Here is a 26,862-nt window from a genome sequence, read left to right on the forward strand (position 1 = left end):
CACGGTGGCCGCCCCGAGGGCCGTCGTCGTGGTCGGCGCGTCCGCGGGCGGCGTCGAGGCGCTGCGGACGCTGATCGCCGGCCTGCCCGCCGGCCTGCCGGCCGCGGTCTGCGTGACCCTGCACATCCCGCCGACCATGGTCAGCGCCCTGCCACGGATCCTGTCGCGGGCCGGCGCCCTGCCCGCCAGCCATCCGCCCGACGGCGCGCCGCTGCTGGCCGGTCACGTGTACGTGGCACCCGCCGACCGGCACCTGCTGCTCGACGGCGACCACGTCCGGCTGTCGCCGGATCCGCAGGAGCACGGGCACCGGCCGGCGATCGACCCCCTGTTCCGGTCGGCGGCGCGGCACTGGGGGCCGCTGGTCGCCGGGGTGGTGCTGTCGGGCAGCGGCGACGACGGCACCGGCGGGCTGCGGGCGGTCGTGGCCCGTGGCGGTGCGGCCTTCGCGCAGGCACCGCAGGAGGCGCTGTTCCCGCGGATGCCCCGCAACGCGGCCGAGCGCGTCTCCGGCTGCCACGTCCTGCCGGTGGCCCGCCTCGCCCCCGCGCTGGCGGCCTTCGCCGCGGCTGTCGCCGGCGCCGGCGTCACGCGTCCGGACCCGCTGCCCACCGAGCCGCCGCGACCGGTGCCCGGCCTGCCGGACCTGCCGGCGGGGGTGACGGACGCGCTCCGGGTGGCGGTGCGCAGTCTCGAGGAGAAGGCCGAGCTGAGCGAGCGCATGTCGGCGACGGCGCTGGACCGCGGCAGCGTCACGACCGCCGAGCGTTACCAGAGGGCCGGCGCCGAGGCGTCCCGCGCCGGCGCGGTGATCCGCGAGCTGATCATCCGGATCGGCGCCGCCGGGCAGTAGCGCGACGCGCCCTGTGGCGACCGTGTCGACGCCGGCCCCTGGCGGTACGGTTCGTCAGTGGCGGCTCTACGGAAGGGTGACGATGACCGGGCCGGACTATGCCTTTGAGGCGCTGCTCACGTACCTCAAGGAGGCACGGGGCTTCGACTTCACGGGGTACAAGCGCTCCAGCCTGATGCGCCGGGTCGACCGGCGGATCACGCAGCTCGGCATGCACGGCTACAGCGAGTACCTCGACCAGCTCCAGGTGCACCCGGACGAGTTCACGACGCTGTTCAACACGATCCTCATCAACGTCACGAGCTTCTTCCGCGACTCGGAGCCGTGGGACTACCTGCGCACCGAGCTGATCCCGCGGATGCTGGCCGAGTCGAAGCCGGACGCGCCGCTGCGGATCTGGAGCGCCGGGTGCGCGTCCGGCGAGGAGGCGTACACCCTGGCGATGCTGCTGTGCGAGGTGCTCGGCCCCGACGAGTTCCGGCGCCGGGTCAAGATCTACGCGACGGACGTCGACGAGGAGGGCCTCGCCCAGGCCCGGCAGGCCGTCTACAACGAGCGCGACGTGCAGGCCCTGCCCGACGGGATGCTGGAGCGCTACTTCGACGTCACCGGCAACCGGTACAGCTTCCGCAAGGACCTCCGCCGGTCGGTCATCTTCGGCCGCAACGACCTGGTCCAGGACGCGCCGATCTCGCGCATCGACCTGCTCGTCTGCCGCAACACCCTGATGTACTTCAACGCCGAGACGCAGGCGCGGATCCTCACCAGGTTCCACTTCGCGCTGGCGCCGGCCGGGCTGCTGTTCCTCGGCAAGGCGGAGATGCTGCTGAGCCACACCACCCTGTTCGCGCCGGTCGACCTGAAGCGGCGGGTGTTCCGCCGGGCCGCCCGCCCGGCGTTCCTCGGCGACCCGGTCCTCGCCGTCCCGGTGCCGGCGCTCGACGCATCGCGGCTCACCGGCCTGGACCGGCTACGGCACGAGGCGTTCACGGCCGGCCCGGTCGCGCAGATCGTGATCACCAACACGGGGGTGGTCGCGCTCGTCAACCATCAGGCGGAGACGCTGTTCGGGCTGTCGTCCTCGGACTGCGGCCGGCCGTTCCGCGACCTGGACCTCTCCTACCGGCCGGTGGAGCTGCGCGGGCACATCGAGAAGGCCAGGACCGACCGCCGGGTCGTCCGGGTCGCCGACGTGCAGTACACCACCGGCCAGGGTGAGAAGTTCCACCTCGACGTGCAGATCCACCCGCTCACCGACGGCTCCGGCGAGCTGCTCGGCGCGGCGATCGTCTTCCAGGACATCACCACCGCGCGGCGCCTGCAGCAGGAGCTGGAGCACTCGAACCAGCAGCTGGAGGCGGCGTACGAGGAGCTGCAGTCCACCAACGAGGAGCTGGAGACCACCAACGAGGAGCTGCAGTCCACGGTCGAGGAGCTGGAGACCACCAACGAGGAGCTCCAGTCCACGAACGAGGAGCTGGAGACGATGAACGAGGAGCTGCAGTCCACGAACGACGAGCTGCAGGCCATCAACGAGGAGCTGCAGGACCGCACCGGCGAGGTGCACGAGTCGAACGTCTTCCTCCAGGCGATCCTCAGCAGCCTGCGCTCCGGGGTCGTCGTGCTGGACCCGGAGCTGCGCGTCATGGTCTGGAACCGGCGCATGGACGACCTGTGGGGCATCCGCGCCGAGGAGGCCGTCGGCCAGCACTTCCTCAACCTCGACATCGGCCTGCCCACCGACCGGCTCCGGCCGCTGATCCGCTCGGTCCTCGGCCCCGGCCCGGCCCAGGACCACCTGACGCTGAGCGCCATCAACCGCCGCGGCCGCCCGACCTCGCTGCGCATCGCCGCGAACCTGCTGGTCGACGGCAACGACACCGCCGCCGGCGCCATCCTCGTCATGGACCCGGTGACACCCACCGACGACCCGGCCCAGCCGGACCCGGCCGCCACCCCTGACGGGCAGCAGACCGGGCACTAGACCCCGGTCCCGCCCCTCAGGGGCGCAGGGTGCACCAGACGGTCTTGCCGTCCGCGGTGCGGGTGGCGCCCCAGGCCACCGTCAGCGCCTCGACGATCATGAGGCCGCCGACGCTGCCGGCCGGGGCGGGCAGGCGGGGCAGCGAGGGCGCCCGGTCGCGGACCGCCAGGTGCAGGTACCGCCCGCGGATCGACACCCAGGCGGTGACCGGCGCGGCCCCGTGCCGGAACGCGTTGACGACCAGCTCGGTGATCACCAGCTCGGCGTGGCCGGTGAGCGCCTCGCGGCCGTGCCGCCGGCAGAAGGCCCGCACCACGTCGCGGGACTGGGCCAGGCCCCCGGCCAGGCCCCCGGCCAGGCCGTGGACGTCCCACCCGACCTGCACGGCCCCCTCCTGCCGGGCGGCGAGGGCCTCCGCCTCCGCCAGGCCCGCGGCGACCGCGGTGTGCCGGACGATCGCGAAGCTGTCGAGGTCACGGGCGACGGCGGGCGCGGCCGAGTGGATGACGATCTGCGCGCCGGGCCAGGCGGCCGCCGCCCGCGACAGCGAGAGGAACACCGTCAGCGCGACCGGATCGGCGACCGTCACCCCGGCGAGGTCGACGAGCACCGCGGCCGGCTCCCCGGTCAGCGCCTTGAGCACGGACTGCCGGAGCACCGTGGCGGAGAGCGGGTCGAGCGTGCCCCGCGCGGTCACGTAGGCCAGCGGCGGCCTGTGCTCCAGGTCGCAGACGAGGAGGTCGGCCGGCACGGGTCGACTGTAGCCCCGACCCGGCCCCGCCGCGCGCGGGGCCGGCCAGGGGCGTCAATCTCTGCCCACCGCACAGTGACGGGCGAAGATTTCCTTCACCAGGCCATTGACATCGATGACGCTGACTGAAGACACTCATCAGCAATCGATTTCTCACCTCCTCGCGACAGGTGCCCCGGATCCCGGGACACCCATCTTGAGCTGCCCAAGAACCCGAAGGAGCACCGTGAGACGCACCCCTGCGGCGTTGCTGGCCGCGCTCTGCCTCACCATCACCGCGGCGGTCGCCGCCGCCCCACCGGCGGCGTCGGCCGCGCAGGACCGCATCCTCGCCTGCCCGTCCATCCCGTCCGGTCACGACCCGGCGGTCACCACGATCGTGTACCGCGTCGCCCGCGGCTTCAACGCCGACGACAAGGTCATGCTGTCGGCGTTCGAGGCCGGCTGGGTCGAGTCGCACATGAACAACCTGCCGTGCGGCGACAAGACCTCGCTCGGCGTCTTCCAGCAGCGCTGGGACTACGGCTGGGGCACCGCCGAGCAGATCATGGACCCGGTCCACGCCTCGACGCAGTACGTCACGCGCGCCATCACCTGCGACCGCAACAACCCCGGCTACAGCGCCGGGCAGGTCGCCCAGTGCGTGCAGCGCTCCGGCTTCCCCGACCGCTACGACCAGGTCGCCGCCAAGGCGCGCACGCTGCTCGCCGAGGCGGCCCGCACCGCGTCCATCGCCGCCGGTTCGAGGACCGACGTCAACGGCGACGGCCGCGACGACATCCTGACGTTCACCCAGAACGCGAGCGCCGACGTGTACGTGGCGCCCTCCACCGGCAGCGCGTTCGCGGGCACGTCGGTGAAGTGGCACGACTTCTTCTCCATCGGCGGCGAGACCGCCTCGACCGGCGACGTGAACGGCGACGGGAAGGACGACATCGTCACGTTCGCGCACAGCAACACCGGCGACGTGTACGTGGCGCTGTCCACCGGCACGTCGTTCGGGGCCGCACAGAAGTGGCACGACTGGTTCGCGCCCGGTGCGGAGATCGGCGCGGTCGGCGACGTCAACGGCGACGGGAAGGCCGACATCATCACGTTCACGCACAACCCGGCCGGCGACGTCTACGTGGCGCTGTCCACCGGCACCGGCTTCGGCCCGGGCGTGAAGTGGCACGAGTTCTTCGCCCCGTTCGGCGAGTACCCGGCCGTCGGCGACGTCGACGGCGACGGCAAGGCCGACATCATCACCTTCACCCAGGGCCCGGCGAGCGCCGCCGACGTCATCGTGGCCCTGTCCACCGGCACGTCGTTCGGGGCCGCACAGAAGTGGCACGACCTGTTCGCGGTCGGCGCCGAGCTGCCCCGGGTCGGCGACATCAACGGCGACGGCAGGGCCGACATCGTCACCTTCACCTGCGACGCCGACGCCGACGTCTACGCCGCGGTCTCCACCGGCACGGGTTTCGCCGGCACGACCGTGAAGTGGAACGACTTCTTCTGCCTCGCCGGTGAGTTCCCGTACCTCGCGGACGCCAACGGCGACGGGAAGGACGACATCGTCGTGTTCACCAAGGGCGCCACCAACGACGTGTACGTCGGCATCTCGACCGGCACCGCCTTCCTCGGCGGCGCGAAGTGGCACGACTTCTTCGGCCTCAACGGCGAGGCGACCCTGTGAGCCCCCGACGGGAGACCCCCATGGCATCGACCTGGTTGCGCCGCGGCGCGACCGCCCTCCTCGCGGCCGCGCTGGCCGCGACGACGACCACCACGGCGGCCGCGGCCGCACCCGCGCGAAGCCCTCTCGACGCCGCGTTCGACCGGGCCGCCGGCGAGTCCGGCGTCCCGCGCGACCTGCTCGTCGCCGTCGGCTACGGCGAGACCCGCCTCGACGGGCACGGCGGCAGGCCCAGCCAGGACAACGGGTACGGCGTGATGCACCTGGCGAGCAACCCCGGCAACCACAGCCTGGAGCGCGCCGCGCGGCTCACCGGCGAGCCCGTCGCCCGGCTGCGGCTGGACACCGCCGCCAACATCCGCGGCGGCGCGGCGGTCCTGCGCGACCTCGCCGACGCGCAGGGCCTGAAGGCCGGGGACCGGGGCCGGATCGCCGCCTGGTACCCGGTGGTCGCGGCCTACGCCTCCGCCGTCGACGACGCGACCGCCCGCCTGTCCGCCGACCACGTCTACGACCTGCTGCGCGACGGCGTCACGGGCGTGCTCGCCGCCCGGAAGGTCCAGCCCGAGCTGGGCAGGTTCGCCGCCGTCCAGCCCGCCGGGGCGCCGAAGGCGTCCCTGGCCGCCCTGCCCGAGTACGGCCCGGCGCGGTGGGTCCCGGCCAACGCCGCCAACTACGGCGCGGGCCGCTCCAGCCGGATCACCACGGTCGTCATCCACGTGACCCAGGGCTCCTACGCCGGCACGGTCAACTGGTTCCAGAACCCGGCCGCCGGCGTGAGCGCGCACTACGTCGTCAAGTCCAGCAACGGCGAGATCACCCAGATGGTGCGGGAGGGCGACACCGCCTACCACGCCCGCTCCGCCAACGCGTACGGCGTCGGCATCGAGCACGAGGGCTACGTGGACAACCCGGCGTGGTTCACCGACGCGATGTACCGCTCGTCGGCGGCGCTCACCCGCTACCTCTGCGACAAGTACGGCATCCCGAAGAACCGCACCGGGATCAAGGGGCACAACGAGATCCCCGGCAACGACCACACCGACCCGGGCCCCAACTGGAACTGGAACTACTACATCTCCCTGGTCAACCAGGGCGGTGGCGGCGCGGGCGGCAGGTACTTCGCCGGCTCCCCGACGGACTTCAACGGCGACGAGCTGGACGACATCGTCACCTTCACCCAGGGCACGCTCAACGACGTGTACGTGTCGACGTCGACCGGCACGGGCTTCGCCGGAACGTCGGTGAAGTGGAACGACTACTTCGGGCTGACCGGCGAGACCCCGCTGACCGGCGACTTCAACGGCGACGGCAAGGACGACATCGTCGTGTTCACCGGCGGCACCCTCGGCGACGTGTACGTGGGACTGTCCAACGGCACGTCGTTCGGCGCCGGGGTGAAGTGGCACGACTGGTTCGCGCCCGGCGCGGAGGTGCCCGCGGTCGGCGACGTCAACGGCGACGGCAAGGACGACATCATCACCTTCACGCACGACGCCGCCGCCGACGTCTACGTGGCGCTGTCCACCGGCACCGGCTTCGGCCCGGGCGTGAAGTGGCACGAGTTCTTCTCCATCGCGGGCGAGTACCCGGCGGTCGGTGACGTCGACGGCGACGGCAAGGCCGACATCATCACGTTCACCCAGGGCCCCGCGAGCGCCTCGGACGTGATCGTGGCGCTGTCCAACGGCGCGTCGTTCGGCGCGCCGCAGAAGTGGCACGACCTCTTCGCCGTCGGCGCCGAGCAGCCGCGGGTCGGTGACATCAACGGCGACGGCAAGGCCGACATCGTCACCTTCACCTGCAACGCCGACGCCGACGTCTACGCGGCGACCTCCACCGGCACGGCGTTCGCCGGCACCACGGTGAAGTGGAACGACTTCTTCTGCATCGCCGGGGAGTTCCCGTACCTCGGTGACGTCAACGGCGACGGGAAGGACGACATCATCGTCTTCACCAAGGGCACCACGAACGACGTGTACGTCGGCCTCTCCACCGGCACCGCGTTCCTCGGCGGCGCCAAGTGGCACGACTTCTTCGGTCTCAACGGCGAGACCACGCTGTAGCGCACGAAAGAGGCGCCTCACCCCGGCCGGGTGGGGCGCCTCTCCATGACCCGTCAGGAGCCGCCGAGCTTGGTGTACACCTCGGCGGCGTTGTCCTTGGTGATCTGCTGCGTGCCGAGGGTCGTGCTGCGCGGGACGTCCTTGGAGCAGTCGACCAGGATCTTCCTGGCCAGGTCGACCGCCTCGCGGCCGCCGGTGGCGTACTGGAACGTCGCGCTGAGCCGGCCCTGCTCGACGGCCTTGATGCCGCCCGACGGCACGGGCAGCGCGTCGATGCCGGTGAACTTGATCTTCGTCTCGAGGCCCGCGGCCTTGGCGGCGAGATACGCGCCCTCGGCCATCGGGTCGTTGTGCGCGTAGACGGCCGCGACGTCCGGGTGCGCCTTGAGCAGCGCGTCCGCCACCGACTGGCCCTTCTCCCGCAGCCAGTCGCCGGGCTGCGACGCCACGATCTCGATCTTCGGGTTGCCCGCGATGCCGGCGCGGAAGCCGTCCGCCCGCTCCTTCGCCGGGGTCGAGCCCGGCAGGCCGGCGATCTCGATCACCTTGCCGCCGTTGGGCAGCAGGGTCTTGGCGTAGTACTCGCCGGCGGCCTTGCCGATGGCAACGTTGTCTCCCCCGATGAACGCGGTGTAGGCGTCGCCCTCGACCTTGCGGTCCAGCACGATGACCGGGATCCCCTGGTCGTACGCCTTCTTCACGACCGCGGTGAGCGGCTTCGCCTCGTTCGGCGAGATGATCAGCAGGTTGATCTTCTGGGTCAGGAAGCTCTCGACGTCGGCGACCTGCTTGCTGTTGTCCTGCGCGGCGTCGGAGACGACCACCTTGAAGCCGGGGACCGCCTTCGCCGCGGTCTGGACGTCGTTGTTCATGACCTGCCGGTACGGCTCGGCGTTGTTCGCCTGCGACATGCCGATGAGGAACTCCTTGCCGGTGCCGCAGGCGGCGGCTCCCGACGCCCCGGCGGCCTTGTTCTGCTCCGACTGGGTCTCCACGCTGCACGCGGAGGTGGCGAGCAGCGCGCCGGTGGCGAGCAGGGCGAGCGTGCTGGTACGGGTACGCATTGATCGCTCCTGGTGGATGGGGTTGGGGTGTCAGACGACGCTGCGGTGCAGCTTCTGCAGGCCGGCGGCGGCCACGATGACCAGGCCCTTGATGAGCAGCTGGACGTTGGCGTCGATGTTGTTGAGCGCGAGGATGTTGTTGAGGATGCCGAGCAGGAGCGCGCCGGCCAGGGTGCCGCCCATCGAGCCGGAGCCCCCGGACAGGCTGGTGCCGCCGATCACCACCGCGGCGATGGCGTCCAGCTCGTACCCGGCACCGTCGTTGGGGCTGCCCTGGTTGAGCTGGCCCGCGTGGACGATCCCGGCCACCGCCGCGAGGAGCCCGGCGATGGCGAACACGGCGACCTTGACCCGGGCGACCGGGACGCCCGAGAGCCGGGCCGCCTTCTCGTTGCCGCCGATCGCGTAGACGTGCCGCGAGAACGCGGTGGTGCGCAGCACGACGACGGCGGCGACGCCGATGGCGATGAAGAGCACGGCCGGCACCGGCACCACGCCGTTGATCGAGCCGTTGAGGATCTCGAACGCGGGCGGCGCCTCCTTGGGGCCGTCGCCGTACGCGATCGGGATGCCGAGCCCGCCGGACCAGATGCGGGCCAGGCCGCGGGCGACCTGGAGCCCGGCGAGCGTGACGATGAACGACTGGATGCCCAGCCGCGCCGTCGCGTAGCCCTGCAGGGCGCCGAAGACCGCGCCGATGGCGAGGACCGCCAGGACCGCCGGCAGGATCCCGTAGCCGGAGTCGACCATCAGTGTGGCGGTGCCGACGGCCGACAGCCCGAGGATCGCGCCGACGGACAGGTCGATGCCGCCGAGCAGCACCACGAACGTCATGCCGATCGCGATGATGCCGATCTCCGACACCGCCCGGACGATGTTGCCGAGGTTGCCGGTGGACAGGAAGAGGTTCTCGCCGCCGCGGGTCGGCGACGCGATGACCGCGGCGACGAACACCACCACGAGCGCGAACAGGCTCTGCACCGCGAAGAGCCGGTCGATGAGCTCGCGGCGGCTGCGGGGGCGGCGCAGCCAGCGCGCCACCGAGGTGCTGAGGGATGCCTTGAGCCCGGTGGTGCCGGCGGCCGGCGTCTGCTCGTCGATCACGCTGACTCCCTCGAAGAGTGATCCGGCTTCTCGTGTGTGGCCACGCCTTCTCCGGTCGCGGCGGCGGCAGGTGTACCGGCGGCGCCGGCCCCCTCGATGTCCGCTCCGGGCGCGGGGGCGTCCGTCGCGCTGACGGCGGCGGCGCGGGTCGTGCCCATGGCCGCGGCGAGGACGGCCGCCGCGTCGGTGCGCGCCGCCGGCAGGTCGGCCACCGTCCGCCCGGCGCGCAGGACCACGATCCGGTCGCAGACGCCGAGCAGCTCCGGCAGCTCGGACGAGGCGAGCAGGATGCCCATCCCGTCGTCGGCGAGCCGGTGCAGCAGCCGGTAGATCTCGGCCTTGGCGCCGATGTCGACGCCGCGGGTCGGCTCGTCGAGCAGCAGCAGGCGCGGCCGCGCGAGCAGCTGCCGGGCGAACACGACCTTCTGCTGGTTGCCGCCGGACAGCGCCCCGACGGGCACGGCCGGCGACGGGGTCTTGATGGCCAGCTCGGCGATCTTGCCGAGCACCGCCGCGCGCTCCCGCCGGCGCCGGACGATCCCGGCGGTGCTCAGCCGGTCCAGCGCGGTGAGCGCGATGCTGCGCCCGGTCGAGTGGCCGAGCACGAGCGCCGAGCCGCGCCGGTCCTCCGGCACGAACCCGACGCCGTGCCGCAGCGCCCGGCGCGGGCCGCCCGGCGCGTACGGCGCCCCGTCGAGGCGGACCGAGCCGCTCCGGCGCCCCGCCGGACCGGCCCCGAAGAGCGTCTCGAGCAGCTCGGTGCGGCCCGCCCCCATGAGCCCGGCGAGGCCCACGATCTCGCCCGCGCGCACCGTGAGCGTGACCCCGGCCGGCTCGCACCGCCCGGGCCGCCGGGTCCTCGGCCGCACGGCCAGGCCGGCGACCTCGAGCAGCGGCGCGCCCTCCTCCGCCCTGACCTCCGTCTCCGCCGAGCCGAAGAGCGTCTCCACGGACCTGCCGACCATCAGCGAGATGATCTCGCCCGGGCCGGCGGCGCGCGGGTCGACCGTGCCGGCGACGCCGCCGTTGCGCAGCACCGTCGCCCGGTCCGCGATCTGCTCGATCTCCTCCATGCGGTGGGAGATGTAGACGATGCCGACTCCGCGGCGGCGCAGCTCGTCGATGGTGGCGAAGAGCCGGCGCACCTCGGCGTCGGCGAGCGCCGCGGTCGGCTCGTCCATGACGAGCACCCGCGCGTCGAGCGACAGCGCCTTGGCGATCTCGACCAGCTGCTGCTCGCCGACGCGCAGCGCGCCGACGGGCCGGCGCGGGTCGAGCTCGGCGCCGAGCTGCCGCAGCTGCTCCCGGGCGTTGCCCAGCATCGCCCGGCGGTCCAGCAGCCGCAGCCGGTTGCGCGGCTCCCGGCCGAGGACCAGGTTCTCCGCCACCGACAGCCCCGGCACCAGGTCGAGCTCCTGGTGGATCGTCGCGATGCCGGCCGCCTGCGCGTCGGCCGGCCCCTGGAAGCGCACCGGCTCGCCGCCGACCGTGATCTGCCCGGTGTAGTCGGTGACCACACCGGACAGCACGTTCATGAGCGTCGACTTGCCGGCGCCGTTCTCGCCGAGCAGCGCGTGCACCTCACCAGCGCGGACCGAGAAGTCGACCCCGGCGCAGGCGACCACGCCCCCGAACTGCTTCGTGATGCCGGTCATCGTGACGAGTGCCTGGGTCGCGCTCATAGGCATCACTCCAACGAGACGTCTCAACAGCGAGAAATCGATTTCTCACCGTGGAACGTAGAAGACCGTCACTACCCTGTCAAGGTCTCGTAGCGGTGTCGTAATGATCAACATGAATCACGGTGCCGCGTTGATCTGGGCCTGGACGGTGCCGGCGAAGGCGACGTCCCGGCGGACCCCGCTGGCGGCGAACCGCCACGTCCCGCCCGGGTACTGCCCCGGCGCCCACGCGGTCCCGCCGGAGCGCCACAGCGGCTGCCACGCGGCCCCGGCGTGCCCGGCGTCGTACCAGATGTTGTCGCCCCGCCACGCCGACGCCCAGCGGTGCGACGACACCACCGACAGCCCGTCGGCGGACAGCATCGACCAGGGCGGCATCCCGCTGACGTCGCCGGTCGGGCGGGCCTCCACCGACGGGTCGCCGACCATCGGCAGCGCGCCGTCGACGTTGAACGCGACCTCCCACACCCCGGCGGTCGTGGGGCCGCGGACCGACCAGACCACGTCGCTCTGCAGCGCCGGGCCGGTCCAGCGCGGCGCGACCGTGAGCAGCCAGTCGGCGGTCACCGGCTCGTCGCCGAACGGGATGCCGGCCAGGTTGATCCGGGACCCGTCCGCGGACACGTCGATTCGCGCCGGCGCCCCCGCCGCGTCGGTGACCCCGAAGCCGCCGACCGCCAGGTACGGCCCGGTCCCCCGGAACGACGAGTCCAGAGCCGGCCGGTACGCCCCGCCGCCGCCCGGGTCCACCGCCAGGGAGGCGATCCGCGCCGACGGCCAGGTGCGGATGTCGGCGCGCAGGAAGCCGGTGCTGACCACCCGTCCCCGCGCGACCACGCCCGAGGTCCATTGCAGCGGCGCCAGCCACAGCCCGCCCATGCCCCAACCGGCGTGGCTGAGGTACCAGGCGGACCCGTCGACCACCACCTCGGCGGCGTGCGCGTCGAGGACCGCCACCCGTTCCGCCCCGTCGAAGCGCAGCGGGTCGCGGCTGCGGTAGACCGCCGTGCGCCGGTACGCGGCGCCGTAGTCGGCGCCGTCGCAGCAGACGAACAGGTACCACCACTCGCCGCGCCGCACCACGAACGGCGACTCGGTCTGCCCGGCCGCCTGTCCCGTGAACGGCGAGGTGAACGCGGTGCCGCGGGCGCTCCACGTGCGCAGGTCGGTGCTGGTGCGGTAGCCGACGAGGTGGTTGCCGCCGCCGGGCGCGGTCGTGGCCGTGTAGTACATGACCCACTGGTCGCCGACCCGGGTCACCATCGGGTCCCGCGCCTCCCACCCGTCGGTGAACAGCGGGTTCGCCGGGCTGCGCGTCCAGGTGACCAGGTCCGTCGACGTCGCCAGGTGCATCCGGTACCGCGTGTAGTCGGGGTTCCCGGCGGCGTAGAACATGTAGTAGACGCCGTTGTCGTGGACGACGTGCGGCGCCCAGATCCACTGTTCCCCGGCGGCCGGCGACGCCACGAGGGCCGGCGGCTGTTTCGTCCACGGCCCGGTCGGCGACGGCGCGGTCGCGTGCCCGAACATCGTCTCCTGCAGCGGCGCGCCCGGCTCGGCGTGCGTGATGCCGAACGCGTGCCACACGCCGGTGCCCTGGTGCCGCACGATCGTGTGGTCGTTGAAGTACCAGGCGGAGGACTCCCCCACGCCCGGGTCGTAGACGCGGGTGAGCGCGCCCCGCGACGGGGTCTCCGCGACGGTCTCGTAGGTCGTCGTGGTCACCGCCGGCAGCGCCCCGACCCGCTGCAGCGTGATCGTGTCGAGCCCGGCGAAGAAGCCCGACGAGGCCGGGGCCCGGCCGGTGACGGTGACCGTGAACCGGTGCGTGCCGGCCGTGAGCGCGACCGAGCCGAGCGGCACGGCGCCGGTGCGCTGCACGGACGGCGCGTAGCCGTCGAAGAGCTGGCCGACCGCGACCCCGTCGACGGCGAAGCGCAGCGTGCCGTAGTCGGCGGCGCGGGTCAGGACCCCGCCCAGGTCGTACTGGCCGGGGGTGACGGCGGGCAGGGTGACGGTGACCGTGTCGCCGGCCCGGGCGGCGCGGAACCACAGCTGCCGCCCGCCGGACCAGGTCACGCCGCAGCAGTCCGGCTGCGCCTCGACCGGCGCGGTGGCGGACACCGCCGGCAGCAGCGACTCCGCCTCGAGCTTCACGGGCGCGTCGGCGGCCCGGGCGGGCCCTGCCGGAATCAGCAGGGCCCCCACGGTCACCACAGCGGAGCAGAGGGCGGCGGCGCGCATCACGGCACGCTCGGCCGCGCGACCGTGGACGCGCCGCCGCCCAGGTTGTCGTGCCACCGCCAGGCGTTCTGCACGAAGCGCCCGCCGTCGGAGAGCGACACGTACACGTCGGCCGCCGGATCGCCGGTGAACGTGACGATGTCGGCCTTGCCGTCGCCGTTGAAGTCGCCGACACCCGGGCGTTCGGCGTTGACGGCGAAGTTGTCGTGCCACTTGCCGGGGGTACCGAAGCCGCCGCCGGACGACAGTGCGACGAGGACGTCCGCGGTCGATCCGCGGGTGAAGACCGCCACGTCGTCGCGCCCGTCGCCGTTGAAGTCCCCGGTCGCGACGGCGTCGCCGCCGAAGCCGGACCGCCACAGCCAGCCGTCCTGCACGAAGCGGCCGCCGTCGGACAGGGCGACGTAGACGCTGCCGCCGGACCCGCCGGTGAAGGTGGCGATGTCGTCGCGGCCGTCGCCGTCGAAGTCGCCGACCACGGGCGTCTCGGCGCCGACGGCGAAGTGGTCGTGCCACTTCACGCCGGGGCCGAACCCGGAGCCGGTGGACAGCGCGACGTACACGTCGGAGGTCGTGCCGCGGGTGAACGTGACGATGTCGGTGCGCCCGTCGCCGTCGAAGTCGCCCACGAGCGGCACCTCGGCGTCCACGGCGAAGAAGTCGTGCCACTTGACGCCGGCGCCGAAGCTGCCGGAGCCGTTGCCGAGCGCCACGTACACGTCGGCGGGGCCGCCGCGGGTGAAGGTGATGAGGTCGGTGCGGCCGTCGCCGTCGACGTCGCCGGTGAAGGGCACCTCGCCGTCGAGTGCGAAGAAGTCGTTGCCCTTCACGGCGGGCCCGAAGGCGGTGCCGGACGACGTCGCGCTGAACACGTCCGCGTCGGCGCCGCGGGTGAAGGCGACCGCGTCGTCGCGGCCGTCGCCGTTCACGTCGCTGACCGTGCGGCCGCGGGTCGTGCCGGAGACGACACCCGACGCGGGACCCGCGTTGCCGGCCGCGTCGACCGCGACGACCCGGTAGTACCACGTCTGCCCGACCGGCAGGGGGCCGTGCCGGAAGCTCGTGCCGCTCACCGTGCCGCGCAGGTTCGCCGCGGTGACCGGGACACTCGCGTTCGTCGAGCCGTAGACGCGGTAGGCGGTCACGCCGACGTTGTCGCTCACCTCCGTCCAGCTGAGGCCGATCGCGTGGGTCCTCCCTCCGGCGGTGGTCAGGCCGGTCACCGTGCCGGGGGCGGTCGTGTCGGCGAACGGCGCCACCATGCTCAGCGCGCTGTACCTCGACGCCGTCCACGCCCCGCCGGAGGGCGTGAGGGTGACCGTGACCGTGGACTTCCCGGCGGTGAGCGCGACGGGCAGGGCGAACTCGTCGGTGAGCCAGCGCTGGGCGGCGTTGCCGAGCGGTTGCAGCCACACGCCCGCGCTGACGCCGTCGACCGCGACCGCCGCCTGCTGGTAGGCGCGCTGCTGGTCGCCGGTGCGGCGCAGCCGGACGCCCGAGTTGCCGGGGTCGGTCGCGACCCGGAACGAGATCGCCGCCGAGCCGGCGCGCACCTGGGCTGTGGTGGACACGTCGTCGTTGTCGCCCTCGAAGACCGACGTCAGCCCGTACTGGGTGGCGGCGCCGTCGCCGTAGGCGTGCGCGCCGCGGCTGGCCGCGTCGCCGGTGACGACGGTGTCGGTGAGGCGCAGGGCGGCGGTCGGCTGGGTGTACAGGAACGCGGTGGAGGCGTAGTCGGCCGGTTCGTTGGCGGTCGGCCCGTGCTCGATGCCGAAGCGCAGCCCGGTCGTGTACGACACGGCGTCGCCGATCATGAGCCGGTACGCGGCGTCGCACTCGTCGGCGCAGCCCGCGGTGCGGAAGCGGTGCCCGGTGTTGCCGGTGAAGACGCCGGAGTACTCGCCGCGGTTGAAGTACCAGCCGGACTCGTAGAAGTCCTCGGTGCCGGTGCCGTACAGCTGCGGGGTGGCCGACCCGTCGACGTACACCCGCTCGTCGCCCTCGAGGTAGTTGCGGGTGTTGCCGCCGGTGATGTGCGCGCGCATGGTCTGCGCGACGCCGACGAAGCGCCCCCGGCCGGCCTGGTCGGCGATGACCCAGTCCTTGCCGTTGACGGTCTCGCCGCGGCGGGACTGGGTGGTGAAGTAGCCGAGGTCGCCGCCCCACGCCGTGGGTGCCGAGGTCACCTCCGCCTGGACGCCGCCGATCGAGGTGCCGCCGGTGTTCGCGATCGCGACGGTGGCGCCCGTGCCGAACGGCATCGGCCACCAGGCGCTGTACCAGCCGCCGGGCGCGGCGTCCATGGCGAACATGAGCGAGCGCACGGTCCGCTCGCCGAGCCCGGCGCCGAAGAACTCCGCGACCGGCGCGTCCACCGTGGTGCGCCCGTCGAACGTGATGCGGACCCGCAGGGCGGTGAGGTTGGCCTCGGTCGCGGCGGCGTCGGGGATCCGCAGCCGCAGCGCGGTGATCGCCCGCGGCCCGGAGAGCGTGGCGAGGGTGGCCTGGCCGCCGGCGGGGGCGGTGACGGTCACGGCGGTGGTGACCGCGCCGGGCTGGGCCGGCTTGGGGTCGCGCAGGCCGGCCTGGCGCAGGTTGTCGACGACGTCGGTGGCCGGGTCGGCGGGGTTGAAGCGGGTCACCCCGTCGGCGTCAGCGAACTGGCGGTAGCCGACGTGGTAGAAGAGCGGGTTGTTCTGGGTGACGACCCGCATGCTGCTGCGGTACGGCATCGGCACCTTGACCGTGACGCCGCCGGAGGTCTGGTCGGCGTTGGTGACCAGCGGCCAGCTGAACGGCGCGCCGAGGTTGCCGTTGACGAGGTTCTGCAGGCCGGTGTCGACGACGGTGACGCCGTCGAGCTCGATGCGGATCCAGCCGGTGGCGCTGACGTTGCCCTCGTCGCGGGTGAACCAGATCGACTGGATCTCCCCCGGGCCGCGGTCCTCGGCGAGCACGCAGCCGCCGTCGACGCGCAGGCAGGAGTAGGTGCCGCCGAACCCGTCGTCGTTGGAGCCGTCGTGGCCGAAGCTGGAGAACTGCTTGGTCCTGGTGCCGGCGGACAGGGTGGGCAGCCGGTCGAGGCGGCGGTAGGTCTCCCAGCCGACCGGGCCCTTGTCGTCGGCGACCGCCGCGACCGCCGGCGGGGCGGCGCCGATGACGGTGAGCAGCGGGATGAGCAGGATCGCTACGGCGGCTCTTCGCAAGACTCGCATGGGTGGCGTCCCTTCGGGGAAATCGATTACCCGCTAGTAGACGACTAACATCCAGGTCCGTCAATATGTAGGAAGGTTTCACCGGAGAAATCGATTTCCAGCACCGTAGCCGCGCTTCTCCGGGGGTGTCAACGGCGAGGCGTGGCATCATTGCGCTCCGGAGCCGCCTGGAAGGATGTAGGTCATGGCGACCATCTACGACGTCGCACAACGGGCGCAGGTCTCCCCCGCCACCGTCTCCCGCGTGCTCAACGGGCGGGCCAGCGTCGACCCCGACATGGTCGTGCGCGTGCAGGACGCGGTGCGCGAGCTCAACTACCGGCCCAACTCGGTGGCCCGCAACCTGCGCCGCAGCCGCACCACGCTGTGGACGGTGATCATCTCCGACGTCGGCAACCCGTTCTTCACCGCGATGGTCCGCGGCGTCGAGGACGTCGCCCAGCGGGCCGGCTACTCGGTCGTGCTGTGCAACAGCGACGAGGACCCGGCGAAGGAGGCGCAGTACGTCACCGCCGCCCTGCAGGACCAGATGGCCGGGGTGATCATCTCCAGCTCCGGGCACGCCGCGAACGTGAACCGGCTGATCGAGGCGGGCACGCCGGTCGTCGCCATCGACCGCCAGATCAGCGGGGCCAACGTCGACAGCGTCCTGGTCGACAACGAGCACGGCGCCCACATGGCCACCGCGCACCTGCTCGAACGCGGCTACCGCCGCATCGCCTGCATCACCGGCCCGCGGAAGGTGTCCACGGCCGCGCAGCGGCTGCGCGGCTACCAGCAGGCGCTGCGCGAGCAGGGCTTCGCGACCCCGGCGGCGCTGGTGCGCTACTCCGACTACCGCGAGGAGGGCGGCTACGCCGCGATGGCGTCGCTGCTGGACGCCGGCGACCCGCCGGACGCGGTGTTCGCCGCCAACAACCTCATGACCGTCGGGGCGGTCGAGTGCGTCGTCGACCGCGGCATCGCCGTCCCCGCCGGCATGGGCGTCATCGGCTTCGACGACATCCCGTGGGCGCACCTGGTGCGGCCGTCGCTGTCGACGGTCTCGCAGCCGACGTACGAGCTGGGCCGGACCGCGGCGATGCTCCTCGCGGAACGGATCACCGAACCGGACCGGCCCGCCTCGACCGTCACCCTTCAGACGACGCTGAAGGTGCGCGAGAGCAGCCTCAAGCCCTAGGACCTAGAGCTTCACGTCCCCGCACAGGTGCACGACGACGCCGAGCCCGTGCAGCATGGCCGCCTTCGCCAGCAGGGCCCGGTCGGCCGCGGCGGCGTCCGGGGCGTAGGCGACCTGCACGTGGTTGGCCTTGTGCCGGGCCATGAGCTGGTCCCGGCCCACCCCGTGCAGCACCGCGTGCATGATCGGCCACTGCCGGTCGGTGGCGTCCAGCCGGCGCTGGGTCTCCTCCGCCGGCAGCTCCCGCACGCTCGCCCGGCCCAGGTCGGCGTGCAGCACGCCGTCCATGATGAACACCCGCGACCACACGATCTCGCCCGGCTTCGACACGCCACTGAGCGTGCCGCCACCGAGCGGGAAGAACATCGGCGGCTGGCGCATGCTGTAGCTCTTGTCGTAGCCGCCGTTGTGCGAGGCGGGCACCGAGCCGGAGATCTCGAAGACCCAGACGAACTCGCCCTCGTACTGCTCGCCCCAGCGGATGTCGTGCAGGGTGGTCGCCGGGTCGAAGCCCATCGCGTTCCACAGCCGGTTCGTCAGCAGCGCGTCGACGGCGACCCCCTCGTCGACCTCGTTGAAGTGCGGCAGGGGCGCGCCCGCGTACAGCTCCCTGGCGCCGTCACGGCTGCGCACCGGCGGGCGCTCCACGTTGTTGAGCAGGCCCTCGGCCAGGTCGCTGGCCGGCACCACGTCCTTCAGCCCCTGCTGGTACTGGATCCCGACCGCGTCGAGGCCGAAGTCGTCGCTGATCCGCAGCGCCGCGACGTACATCCTGCACTGGCTGAGCACCTGCGCCTCGGTCAGCTCGGTGGCCTCGTCGGTGCCGAAGTGGAACGTGAACCCGCGGTCGTCCAGCCACGACGTGACCGCGGCCGCCTCCGCGTCGGGGACCTTCAGCATCTCCGCGACGAGCGCGCTCTGCGACAGCCGCTCCTTGTAGATGCCGAGCGGGTTGAGCAGCTCGTCGTCGAAGATCGCGTTGTACATGCCCATGCAGCCCTCGTCGAAGACGCCGATGATCGCCTTCTCGTCGCGCAGCTGCTCGGCGAGCGCGGTGCCCAGGACGACCTCCGGTGCCTCCCGGTCGAGCGCCGGCAGGTCCCGGACGTGCGACAGGTCGTGCACCACGGTGCCGGTCTCCAGCCACTCGCGCAGCCCGTCGACGGCCCAGTCGTCGGTGAAGTCCTCGCTCCACAGCGCCGAGTGCGCCACGCCGGCCTTGGTGAGGCTGGCGGTCAGGTTGAGCAGGCCGACCAGCCCGGGGAACGCGCCGGACCAGTTCGCCACCACCAGGATCGGGCCCTGATGGGTGCGCAGGCCCGCGAGCACGTGGTGGCTGTACTGCCAGACGGCCTCCACCACGATGAGCGGCGCGTCGCGCGGGACGTGCTTGAACACCTCGATCCCCATGCGCTGGCTGTCGATGAAGCCGTGCCCCTTGACCTCGTCGAACTCGTGCGCCCGTCGCGCCTGCCAGCCGAGCCGCGCCAGGGCCGCGGTCACGTCGGCCTCCAGCCGCTGCTGCGTCGGCCAGCACCGCAGGTTGGCGCTGGGCCGCAGGTCGCCGCTCGTCACCAGGTACGCGGTGACCGGCTCGGCGGCCGGACGCTCCAACGGGACCGGGAGCTGGTACGGACTGGTCATGGGGTTCCTCCGGTTGACTCGGTGCCGGCTGCCAGGCGGTGGCTGATGTCGGCGGTGGCCGGGTACAGGTCGAGGTACAGCTGGTAGCGCTCGTCGTAGACCGCGGCGGCGCCCGGGTCCGGGCTGATCCGCTCGACGACGGGGTTCCAGATCCCGACATCTGTCGTGTTGCTCGCCAGGAATGCGGCGCCGTAGCTCGCGCCGATGGTCTTCTCGGGGATCAGCTGCTCGCGGCCGGTCACGTCGGTGACGATCTGCGCCCACAGCCCGCCCTGCGTGCCGCCGCCGACCGCGACGATCCGCTCGATGGTGCCGCCGGCCGCCTCGATCGCCTCGATGTTGTGCCGCACGCCGAACGCGGTCGCCTCCAGCACCGCCCGGTACAGGTCGCCGCGGGTGTGCCCGACCGTCAGCCCGGCGATCACCCCGCGCGCGTGCGGGTCGGCGATCGGCGTGCGCTCTCCCGCGAAGTACGGCAGCATCAGCAGCCCTCTCGCACCCGGCCCGGACTCGCGCGCCTCTTTCAGGAGCCGCGGGTAGCCGGGCGCGCCGAGCAGGTCGTGCAGCCAGCTCGTGATCGCGCCGGACGTCGCCATGCCGGCGGCGAGGTTGCGCGTGCCGGGGAACGCCCCCGTGGTCCCCCACAGCACGGGCGACGTGTTCCGCACGTCGGTGGTGTGCACCAGGAACATCGTCGTGCCGTACATCAGCATCAGGTCGCCGAGCCGCTGCGCGCCGACGCTGACCGCCTCCGACCAGGCGTCGATCGTCCCCGCCACGACCGGCGTGCCCTGTCGCAGCCCGGTCTCGGCGGCGGCCGCCGGGGTGACGCCGCCGATGACGTCGCCGGGCCAGACCAGCGGCGGCAGCGCGACGCTCCCCGCCAGGTCCGCCGCCCACGGCTCGTGCCAGGCCTGCGCCGCGGCGTCGTACATCGGCGTGCACTGGCTGGCCGAGTGCTGGTCCAGGTAGTACGCCCCGGTGAGCCGCCACCCGAGCCAGCTGGCCGGCATGAACAGCCGCCGCGCGGCCCGCCACACCTCCGGCTCGTGCTCGGCGACCCAGGCCAGCTTCGGCCCGACGCTCTGCGTCGACAGCGCCGACCCGGTCCGCTCCCGGATCACGTCCGGCCCGCCGAGCTGCGCCGTCAGCCGCGCGATCTGGGCGGTCGCCCGGGTGTCGACGCCGTACAGGATGCCGGGCCGCAACGGGAGGCCGGCGTCGCCTGTCAGGACGACGCACGGCCCCATCCCGCTCACCCCGACGGCCGTCACTTCACCCGGATGCGCCGCCAGCAGCTCCCGGACGATCGAGACGGCCTCGCCCCACCACAGCTCCGCGTCCATCTCCACATGCCCGGGCCGCGGCGTCTGTACGTCGTGCCCGCGCACCGCGGTCGCGATGATCGCACCGTCCCCGGCGACGAGCACCCCTTTGGTACTCGACGTCCCCACATCGATGCCGATAACCATCCCGCTGCCCGACATGGCAACAAGATGTCAGAAATCGATTTCCCCGTCAATGCCGTGCTTCCGCCCCACCGCTGTCGCGACGGTTCCCGGCCGGTCTGACGTGCCACCCCCCGCACAGACGTTGGTCACTACGAGCTTGCTCGATGGCCCAGCGGTGCTCGTCGTGTGGGGCGATCTCCGCTTCCCCCGCCGCGGAGCGGGCGGGGTCAGGTTCGGAAGCGGCCGACCAGTTGGGTGAGGCGGGTCGAGACCTGGGTCAGTTCGCCCGCGGCGCCTGTCACCTGGCTGATGCCGTCGGCCGTCACCTGGGCGATGTCGGCGATGCTGCGGACGCTGCCCGCGATGCTGATCGCGCTGTCCGCGGCGCCGCCGATGTGGGTGCCGATGCTCGCGGTGCTCGCCGACTGTTCCTCGACGGCGCTGGCGATGCTGCCCTGGTAGGCGTTCACGGTGCCGATCACCTCGCCGGTCGCGGTGATGGCCTCGACGGCGCGGGCGACGTCGCGCTGGATGGCGGCGATGCGGGACGTGATGTTCTCGGTGGCCTCGGCGGTCTGCTGGGCCAGGGCGCGCACCTCGTCGGCGACCACGCCGAAGCCCTTGCCGGCCACGCCGGCCCGCGCGGACTCGATGGTGGCGTTCAGCGCGAGCAGGTTGGTCTGCTTGGCGATCGCGCTGATCATGCCCAGGACCTCGTTGATCGCGGCCGAGGACTCGCCGAGGCGGGTGACGGTGGCTGTGGCCTCGTCGGCGCGGGCGACGGCGTCGGCGCCGGCGGTGCTCGCGGCGGCGGTGCTGCGGGCGATCTCGCTGATCGAGTTGCCCATCTCGTTCGCGCTGGCCGAGACCGTGTGGACGCTCTGCGAGACCTCCTCCGCCGCCCCGGCCGCGGCCTGGGCCTCGGCGTGGGTGCGCTCGGCGTTCATGGTCATGCCGGCGCTGATCACCGACAGCTCGTGCGCCGCCGCCGAGGCCGTGTCGGCGGTCTCGGCGATCTCCCGGACCAGCCGGGCGATGTTGTCGGCGAACCGGTTGAAGCGCTTCGCCAGGTCGCCGACCTCGTCGCGGCGGGACTCGTCGACGCGGCGGGTCAGGTCGCCGTCGCCGTCGGCGATCTCGGCGATGCGTTCGGAGAGCACGTTGATCGGGCGGACGATGCCGCGGGTCAGCCACAGCGAGACCATCAGCAGCAGCACCGCGGCGATGAGCGTCCCGCCCAGCACGGTGCGCTCGGTCGAGTCGACGACGGAGTTCGACCTGGCCTGCAGCGCGGCGATGCACTGGCGTTGCGCGGCGAGGAGCTCGCCGGTGACGCTCTGCACGCCGGCCGTGAGCCGCTGGGCCCGGTCCGCGTCGGCGACCTTCCGGGCGGCCTCGAAACCACCGGACTGGCGGGCCTGCACGACGCGGTCCATGAGCGCGAACCGCGCGTCGAGCAGCGGGCGCAGCTCGCGGATGCGGTCCCGCTCGGCGGGGTCGGCGCCGATGCGCCGGGCGATGTCGGCGAACTTCGCGGTCGCGGCGTCCTGCGCCTGCTGGTGTGCCTTCAGGTCGGCGTCGGCGCCGGAGACGAGGAACGCCTGCGTGCCGCTGGAGGAGGCCTGCAGCGCGTTCCACAGCTCGTCCAACTCGGACATGAACGCGTGCGCCGCCTCGACCTGGCGCTGGTCGTCGGTGAGCCGCAGCGTGTTGCGGTACGCCACCGCGCCCACGGCGATGAGCAGGACCAGCGCCACCGCGAACCCGGCCAGCAGCCGCCGCCCGATCGTCCACCGGATGTCGCGCAGCGCCCCGGTCAGACCCCCGCTCGGGGCCGCCATCAGGCGTCCCGCCGGAACTTCGTGATGGAGCTGTCCCGGGCGACCCCGTCGGCGGCGGCCTGCATCCGGGCCGCGAAGTCCGCGGGGCGTTTCAGCGCGCCGGACATCACGTCGGCGATGGTGGCCTGCCAGGCCTTGTCCAGCGCCCCGTACCAGTCGTTGAACTTCCAGGTCATGAGGTTGTTCCCGGCGCCCTTGACGACTTCGTTGGCCGACGCGAGGCCGCTGGAGCCGGCGACCCCGTCGGCCGAGCCCTTCCGGCTGGCCAGAGAGTTCGTGAGCTCGCTGAAGCGGCCCGCGCCGGCCTTGGACAGCATGACGCGCAGGTACTCCAGCCCGCCGGCCTTGTTCTTCGCCATCGTCGGCACCGCGAACGTGCCGGAGGCGCCCGCCCGGGCCGACCCGTAGGGCATCGTGTCGCCCGTGCCGACGCTCCACACTGGCACGATCGTCAGCTTCACCGACGCCGGCAGCGTCGCCTTCATCTCGTTCTCCAGCCAGGTGCCGCAGGGCAGCATCGCCGCCCGGCCGTCGATGAGCGCCTGCTGCGACTCGGTGTGCGACAGCTTGTCGCTGCCGGCCAGCACGAAGCCGCGCCCGACGAGCTCGATCGCCAGCTCCACCGAGGCGAGCACGGCCGGGTGCTGCCAGGCGCCCGGTTCGAGGTTGTCGATCGCGGCCGCCGCCGCGGCCCCGCCGGCCTTGTGGATCCAGTCGGCGATGGTCCAGCCCATGTAGTACGGGTACTTCCCGGCATGGGCGAACGGCGCCACCCCGGCCGCCTTGATCTTCGGGGCGAGCTCCAGGAACTGCTCCCACGTCTGCGGCGGCGACCAGCCGGCCGCCTGCCAGCGGGTGGCGTCGTAGAAGAGACCGAAGACGGTGTACATGTAGTTGAGCCCGTACACCTTGCCGTTGAACGTCCCCGACTCCACCGTCCCGGGCAGCAGCGTGTCGCGCACCTTCACGCCGGGGTCGTCGAGGCTCGGGCTGTCCAGCAGCTCCGTCAGGTCCAGCAGGGCACCGTCGTTGACCAGCTCGCCGGTCGTGAACTGGTCGGCGCCGTCGTTGTTCATCACGTCGGGCGGGTCGCCGGAGTCGAAGCGGCCCTTCAGGTCGCCGACGATCTTCTTCGTCGACGTGTGCTTGATCTGCGCCCGGGGGAAGCGCTTGCGGTACAGCTCCTCGTGCGCCTTGGCGTAGTCGTCACCGAAGCCGCCGTTGAAGATCACCACCTCGAGCGCGCGCTCCGGCGTGATCCCGAACGGGTCGAACGCCGCCGTGGGCGAGCCGTCGTCCCCGCATCCTGCGAGCAGCCCCGCGGCCGGCAGCGTCGCCGCGGCCAGCAGCGCCCGTCGTGACAAGTGGTTCACGCACGTTCTACTCGGCCGGGAACCGTGCCGCTTGAGCATTCGCACCGGCGCGGTCCTCCCGCAGGGTGCCTCCGCCCACCCGGCGGCCGGTTCAACCAAACCCGGTGGTGTTCGCCGGTGCGCGGCGAACATTCCCCTGTCCGCGCAGCCGGTGCGCCCACCCGCAGGTTCGTTGTTCGCCGGCGGCCGGGCGAACGCCTCTTGCCGCGTGTACTGGGCGCCGCAAGCACTTCGCGACCAGTACACCGGAGGACGAACATGCGAACGAAGCCCTGGACACTCCGTCAGGCCGTCATCGTCACGACCGCGCTCTCGCTCGGCTCCACCGCGGGGGCGGTCGCCGAGCAGGCCGCGACGCGGTTCGGGTTCACGCACCCCGGCCCGGGCCAGCTCGCGGCGGCCGTCACCACCCTGTGGATCCTCGGCCGGCTCGACGCGCTCATCGACGAGCGGCGGTAGAGGAGTCCGCGTCCAGGTAGTCCTCGGCGGCGCGCAGGACCACCGGCGCGGCGACCTCGGCGAGCCTGAGCAGGCACTGTTTCCAGCCGCTCAGGCCGAGCGAGCCGGCGAGCAGCCGGTGCGCGTGCGCCGGCGGCACCACGGCGACCAGGGCGTTGACGGCCTGGACCCGCCGGTCGGGCTGGGTGATCGTCCGCACCACCGCCTCGGCCTCCGCCGCGAGCTGCTCCGCCCGGTGCGGGTCCCCCGCCGCCCGCACCGCGGCGATCAGCGGTGCCAGCGCCTGCACCCGCTGCTCCGCGACCGGCATGCCGCGGGTCAGCCGCTCGGCCCGGCCGAGGTCGCCGGCCTCGATGGCGGCCAGGCAGACCTGGGCCAGCGCCCACGACTGCTGCTCGGGGTCGCTGACGGCCAGCGCGACGGCCTCGGCCCGGTCGTGGTCGCCCCGCTCCGCCAGCGACGCGGCGACGTCCGTCATCGCCTCGGCCTGCCGGTACGGGTCGGGCAGCATGAACGCGATCGCCTCGGCCCGCCTGCCTGCGGCGGCACCGCCGGCCCGGACCAGCCGCGCCAGCGCCCTGGCCCGCTCGTCCGGGTCGTCGAGCCCGTACGCGACCGCCTCGGCCCGCTCGGTCTCGCCCGCCGCGGCGAGCGTCTCGATGAGCTGTACCAGCGCCCAGGTCCGCTGCCCGGGGTCGGCGACGGCCCGGGCGACGATCTCGGCCCGGTCCGCCTCGTCGTTCGCGGCGAGGACCTCGACGAGCTGGACGATCAGCCACGCCCGCTGTTCCTCGTCGGGCAACTCGTCGATGGCGTCCCGGACCTCCGCGGTCAGCCGCCACGCACGGACCCGGTCGGCGACGAGGACGGCACCGACGAGCTGGATCATCGCCGGGATCCGCTCGTCGGCGTGCGGCAGCTCCCGGATCGCCGCGTCGACGTCCGTCGTGAGCCGGGCGGCCTCGTCACCGCCGAGGCCGGACGCCAGCTTCATCAGGGCGATGCGGGCGAGCACCCGCTGGAACGGGTCGGCGAGGTTCGAGGCGACGCGCTGCGCCCGGTCGTGCAGCCCCTGGCGGGTCAGCGTCTCCGCGAGCTGCGTCCGCGCCTCGGCCTGCTGGTCCGGGTCGTCGACGGCGTCGACGAACGCCTCGGCCCGGTCGGGCTGTCCGGCGGCCGCCGCGACCGCGGCCAGCTCGCAGGTGGTGCGGGAGCGCAGCGCCGGGTCGGGCACCGCGCCGGCGAGCTTCTCCGCCAGCGGGAACGCGCCGGTCCTGGCGGCCGTCGTGGCGAGCCGGGCGAGGGCCTGCGCCCGGAGCTGCTCGTCCGGGATCGACCGGGCGAGGCGTTCGGCCAGGCCGAGGCGCCCCGTGACGGCGACCGCCGCGGCGAGGGCGCCGAGGGTGTGCGCCCGGGTGAGCACGTCCACCGTCCGGCCGGCCGTTTCGGCCTGGACCGCGAGCGCCGCCGCCCGCCGGTGGTCGCCGGCGGCCGCGACCGCGTGGCCGACCTGGGTCAGCGCCGCCGCGCGCTGGTCGGCGTCGGGCAGGGCGGCGGCGTACCGCTCCGCCCGGTCCGGGCCGCCGGCGGCGATGATCGCGGCCATGAGCTCGGCCATGAGCTCGGCACGGACGGGTGTCCGCTGCGCCCGCTGCAACCGGCCCGCGGCGGCGTGGGCGGCGGCGACGTGCCGCTCGATCTCACCGGCGCCGGTGAACGGGCTGAGGCGGATCAGCGCGATCCACACCGCGGCCTGCTCCGCCGGGTCGGCGATCCTCGGCGCGGCCGCGGCCACCTCGGCGGCGAGCCGTCGCGTCTCGTCGGGGCGGCCGGCGGTGTACAGCGCCGCGGCGAGCTCCGCGTACGCCAGCGCCCGCGGTCCCCTGCCGCCGATGCCGCCAGCCGAGGCCAGCGCATCCACGACCAACGCGTCCACGACCGACGCGTCCACGACCAGCGGCGCGGCACCGTCCACGACCAGCGCGTTCACAGCCGACGGGTCCGCGACCGGTAGAGCGGCACCGTCCGCCGCCGGCGCGTCCACGACCAGCGGTGGGGCGCCGTCCACGACCAGCGCGTTCACAGCCGGCGCGTCCACGACCAGCGGCACGGCGCCATCCGCCGCCGACGTGTCCACGACCGGTGCGTCCACGACCGACGCGTCCACGGCCAGCACGTCCACGACCAGCGGCACGGCGCCATCCGCCGCCGACGTGTCCACGACCGGTGCGTCCACGACCGACGCGTCCACGGCCAGCACGTCCACGACCGAC

The 26,862-nt window shown here is 73.1% G+C and carries 16 protein-coding genes and 1 pseudogene; 6 read left to right on the forward strand and 11 right to left on the reverse strand.

Going from position 1 to position 26,862, the window contains the following annotated elements; genetic code table 11:
* The first annotated feature begins 4 nt into the window (after window positions 1–4).
* Together ABZ321_RS00085 and ABZ321_RS00090 are read left to right on the forward strand one after the other, a co-directional pair.
* Window positions 5–853, forward strand: a complete 849-nt coding sequence (locus ABZ321_RS00085) for a chemotaxis protein CheB (RefSeq protein WP_344502912.1) — start codon at window positions 5–7, stop codon at window positions 851–853.
* Window positions 854–935: 82 nt separating this feature from the next.
* Window positions 936–2,837, forward strand: a complete 1,902-nt coding sequence (locus tag ABZ321_RS00090; RefSeq protein WP_354888005.1) for a CheR family methyltransferase — start codon at window positions 936–938, stop codon at window positions 2,835–2,837.
* Between the two features lie 16 nt (window positions 2,838–2,853).
* Here the strand turns inward: ABZ321_RS00090 and ABZ321_RS00095 are convergent, their stop codons facing one another.
* Window positions 2,854–3,588, reverse strand: coding sequence for an STAS domain-containing protein (locus ABZ321_RS00095; RefSeq protein WP_354888008.1), 735 nt, complete (start codon window positions 3,586–3,588; stop codon window positions 2,854–2,856).
* A 226-nt stretch (window positions 3,589–3,814) separates the two neighbouring features.
* On the opposite strand from ABZ321_RS00095, the gene ABZ321_RS00100 reads away from it, so the two are divergent.
* Both ABZ321_RS00100 and ABZ321_RS00105 read left to right on the forward strand, forming a co-directional pair.
* A complete protein-coding gene (locus tag ABZ321_RS00100) occupies window positions 3,815–5,266 on the forward strand; it encodes a VCBS repeat-containing protein (protein ID WP_354888011.1) in 1,452 nt (483 codons plus the stop codon).
* 20 nt (window positions 5,267–5,286) lie between these two features.
* Window positions 5,287–7,332, forward strand: coding sequence for an N-acetylmuramoyl-L-alanine amidase (locus ABZ321_RS00105; protein ID WP_354888014.1), 2,046 nt, complete (start codon window positions 5,287–5,289; stop codon window positions 7,330–7,332).
* Between the two features lie 53 nt (window positions 7,333–7,385).
* On the opposite strand, the gene ABZ321_RS00110 is transcribed toward ABZ321_RS00105, so the two are convergent.
* The 5 genes from ABZ321_RS00110 to ABZ321_RS00130 form a co-directional block, all read right to left on the reverse strand.
* On the reverse strand, window positions 7,386–8,396 hold the full coding sequence (locus ABZ321_RS00110) for a substrate-binding domain-containing protein (protein ID WP_354888017.1): 1,011 nt from the start codon (window positions 8,394–8,396) through the stop codon (window positions 7,386–7,388).
* A 30-nt stretch (window positions 8,397–8,426) separates the two neighbouring features.
* Window positions 8,427–9,500 carry an ABC transporter permease gene (locus ABZ321_RS00115; RefSeq protein ID WP_354888020.1) on the reverse strand — a complete coding sequence of 358 codons (1,074 nt, stop codon included), beginning with the start codon at window positions 9,498–9,500 and terminating at the stop codon, window positions 8,427–8,429.
* Complete coding sequence (locus tag ABZ321_RS00120; protein ID WP_354888023.1) at window positions 9,497–11,182, reverse strand: sugar ABC transporter ATP-binding protein; 1,686 nt, start codon at window positions 11,180–11,182, stop codon at window positions 9,497–9,499. Before ABZ321_RS00120 ends, ABZ321_RS00115 begins: the two co-directional genes overlap by 4 nt.
* A gap of 117 nt (window positions 11,183–11,299) precedes the next feature.
* Window positions 11,300–13,426, reverse strand: a complete 2,127-nt coding sequence (locus tag ABZ321_RS00125) for a glycoside hydrolase (RefSeq protein WP_354888026.1) — start codon at window positions 13,424–13,426, stop codon at window positions 11,300–11,302.
* Complete coding sequence (locus ABZ321_RS00130; protein WP_354888029.1) at window positions 13,426–16,641, reverse strand: DUF2961 domain-containing protein; 3,216 nt, start codon at window positions 16,639–16,641, stop codon at window positions 13,426–13,428. Before ABZ321_RS00130 ends, ABZ321_RS00125 begins: the two co-directional genes overlap by 1 nt.
* Before the next feature lie 184 nt (window positions 16,642–16,825).
* On the opposite strand from ABZ321_RS00130, the gene ABZ321_RS00135 reads away from it, so the two are divergent.
* Window positions 16,826–17,821 carry a LacI family DNA-binding transcriptional regulator gene (locus ABZ321_RS00135; RefSeq protein WP_344502923.1) on the forward strand — a complete coding sequence of 332 codons (996 nt, stop codon included), beginning with the start codon at window positions 16,826–16,828 and terminating at the stop codon, window positions 17,819–17,821.
* A 3-nt stretch (window positions 17,822–17,824) separates the two neighbouring features.
* Here the strand turns inward: ABZ321_RS00135 and ABZ321_RS00140 are convergent, their stop codons facing one another.
* From ABZ321_RS00140 to ngcE, 4 genes are all read right to left on the reverse strand, one after another.
* A complete protein-coding gene (locus ABZ321_RS00140; protein WP_354888033.1) occupies window positions 17,825–19,465 on the reverse strand; it encodes a fucose isomerase in 1,641 nt (546 codons plus the stop codon).
* Complete coding sequence (locus ABZ321_RS00145) at window positions 19,462–20,952, reverse strand: FGGY-family carbohydrate kinase (protein ID WP_354888036.1); 1,491 nt, start codon at window positions 20,950–20,952, stop codon at window positions 19,462–19,464. The genes ABZ321_RS00140 and ABZ321_RS00145 overlap by 4 nt, the downstream gene beginning before the upstream one ends.
* A gap of 191 nt (window positions 20,953–21,143) precedes the next feature.
* Window positions 21,144–22,757, reverse strand: coding sequence for a methyl-accepting chemotaxis protein (locus ABZ321_RS00150; RefSeq protein WP_354888039.1), 1,614 nt, complete (start codon window positions 22,755–22,757; stop codon window positions 21,144–21,146).
* Window positions 22,757–24,130, reverse strand: coding sequence for an N-acetylglucosamine/diacetylchitobiose ABC transporter substrate-binding protein (gene ngcE, locus ABZ321_RS00155; RefSeq protein WP_344502927.1), 1,374 nt, complete (start codon window positions 24,128–24,130; stop codon window positions 22,757–22,759). The genes ABZ321_RS00150 and ngcE overlap by 1 nt, the downstream gene beginning before the upstream one ends.
* Window positions 24,131–24,388: 258 nt before the next feature.
* Here ngcE and ABZ321_RS00160 point away from each other — a divergent pair, with 258 nt between their 5' ends.
* Complete coding sequence (locus ABZ321_RS00160) at window positions 24,389–24,589, forward strand: hypothetical protein (protein WP_344502928.1); 201 nt, start codon at window positions 24,389–24,391, stop codon at window positions 24,587–24,589.
* Here ABZ321_RS00160 and ABZ321_RS00165 read toward each other — a convergent pair.
* Window positions 24,570–26,862 (reverse strand): annotated as a pseudogene (locus tag ABZ321_RS00165) (hypothetical protein); the annotation flags it as partial. The gene ABZ321_RS00160 and the pseudogene ABZ321_RS00165 sit on opposite strands and share 20 nt — an antisense overlap.

Source organism: Dactylosporangium sp. NPDC006015 (genome assembly GCF_040614215.1).
Taxonomy (GTDB): domain Bacteria; phylum Actinomycetota; class Actinomycetes; order Mycobacteriales; family Micromonosporaceae; genus Dactylosporangium; species Dactylosporangium maewongense.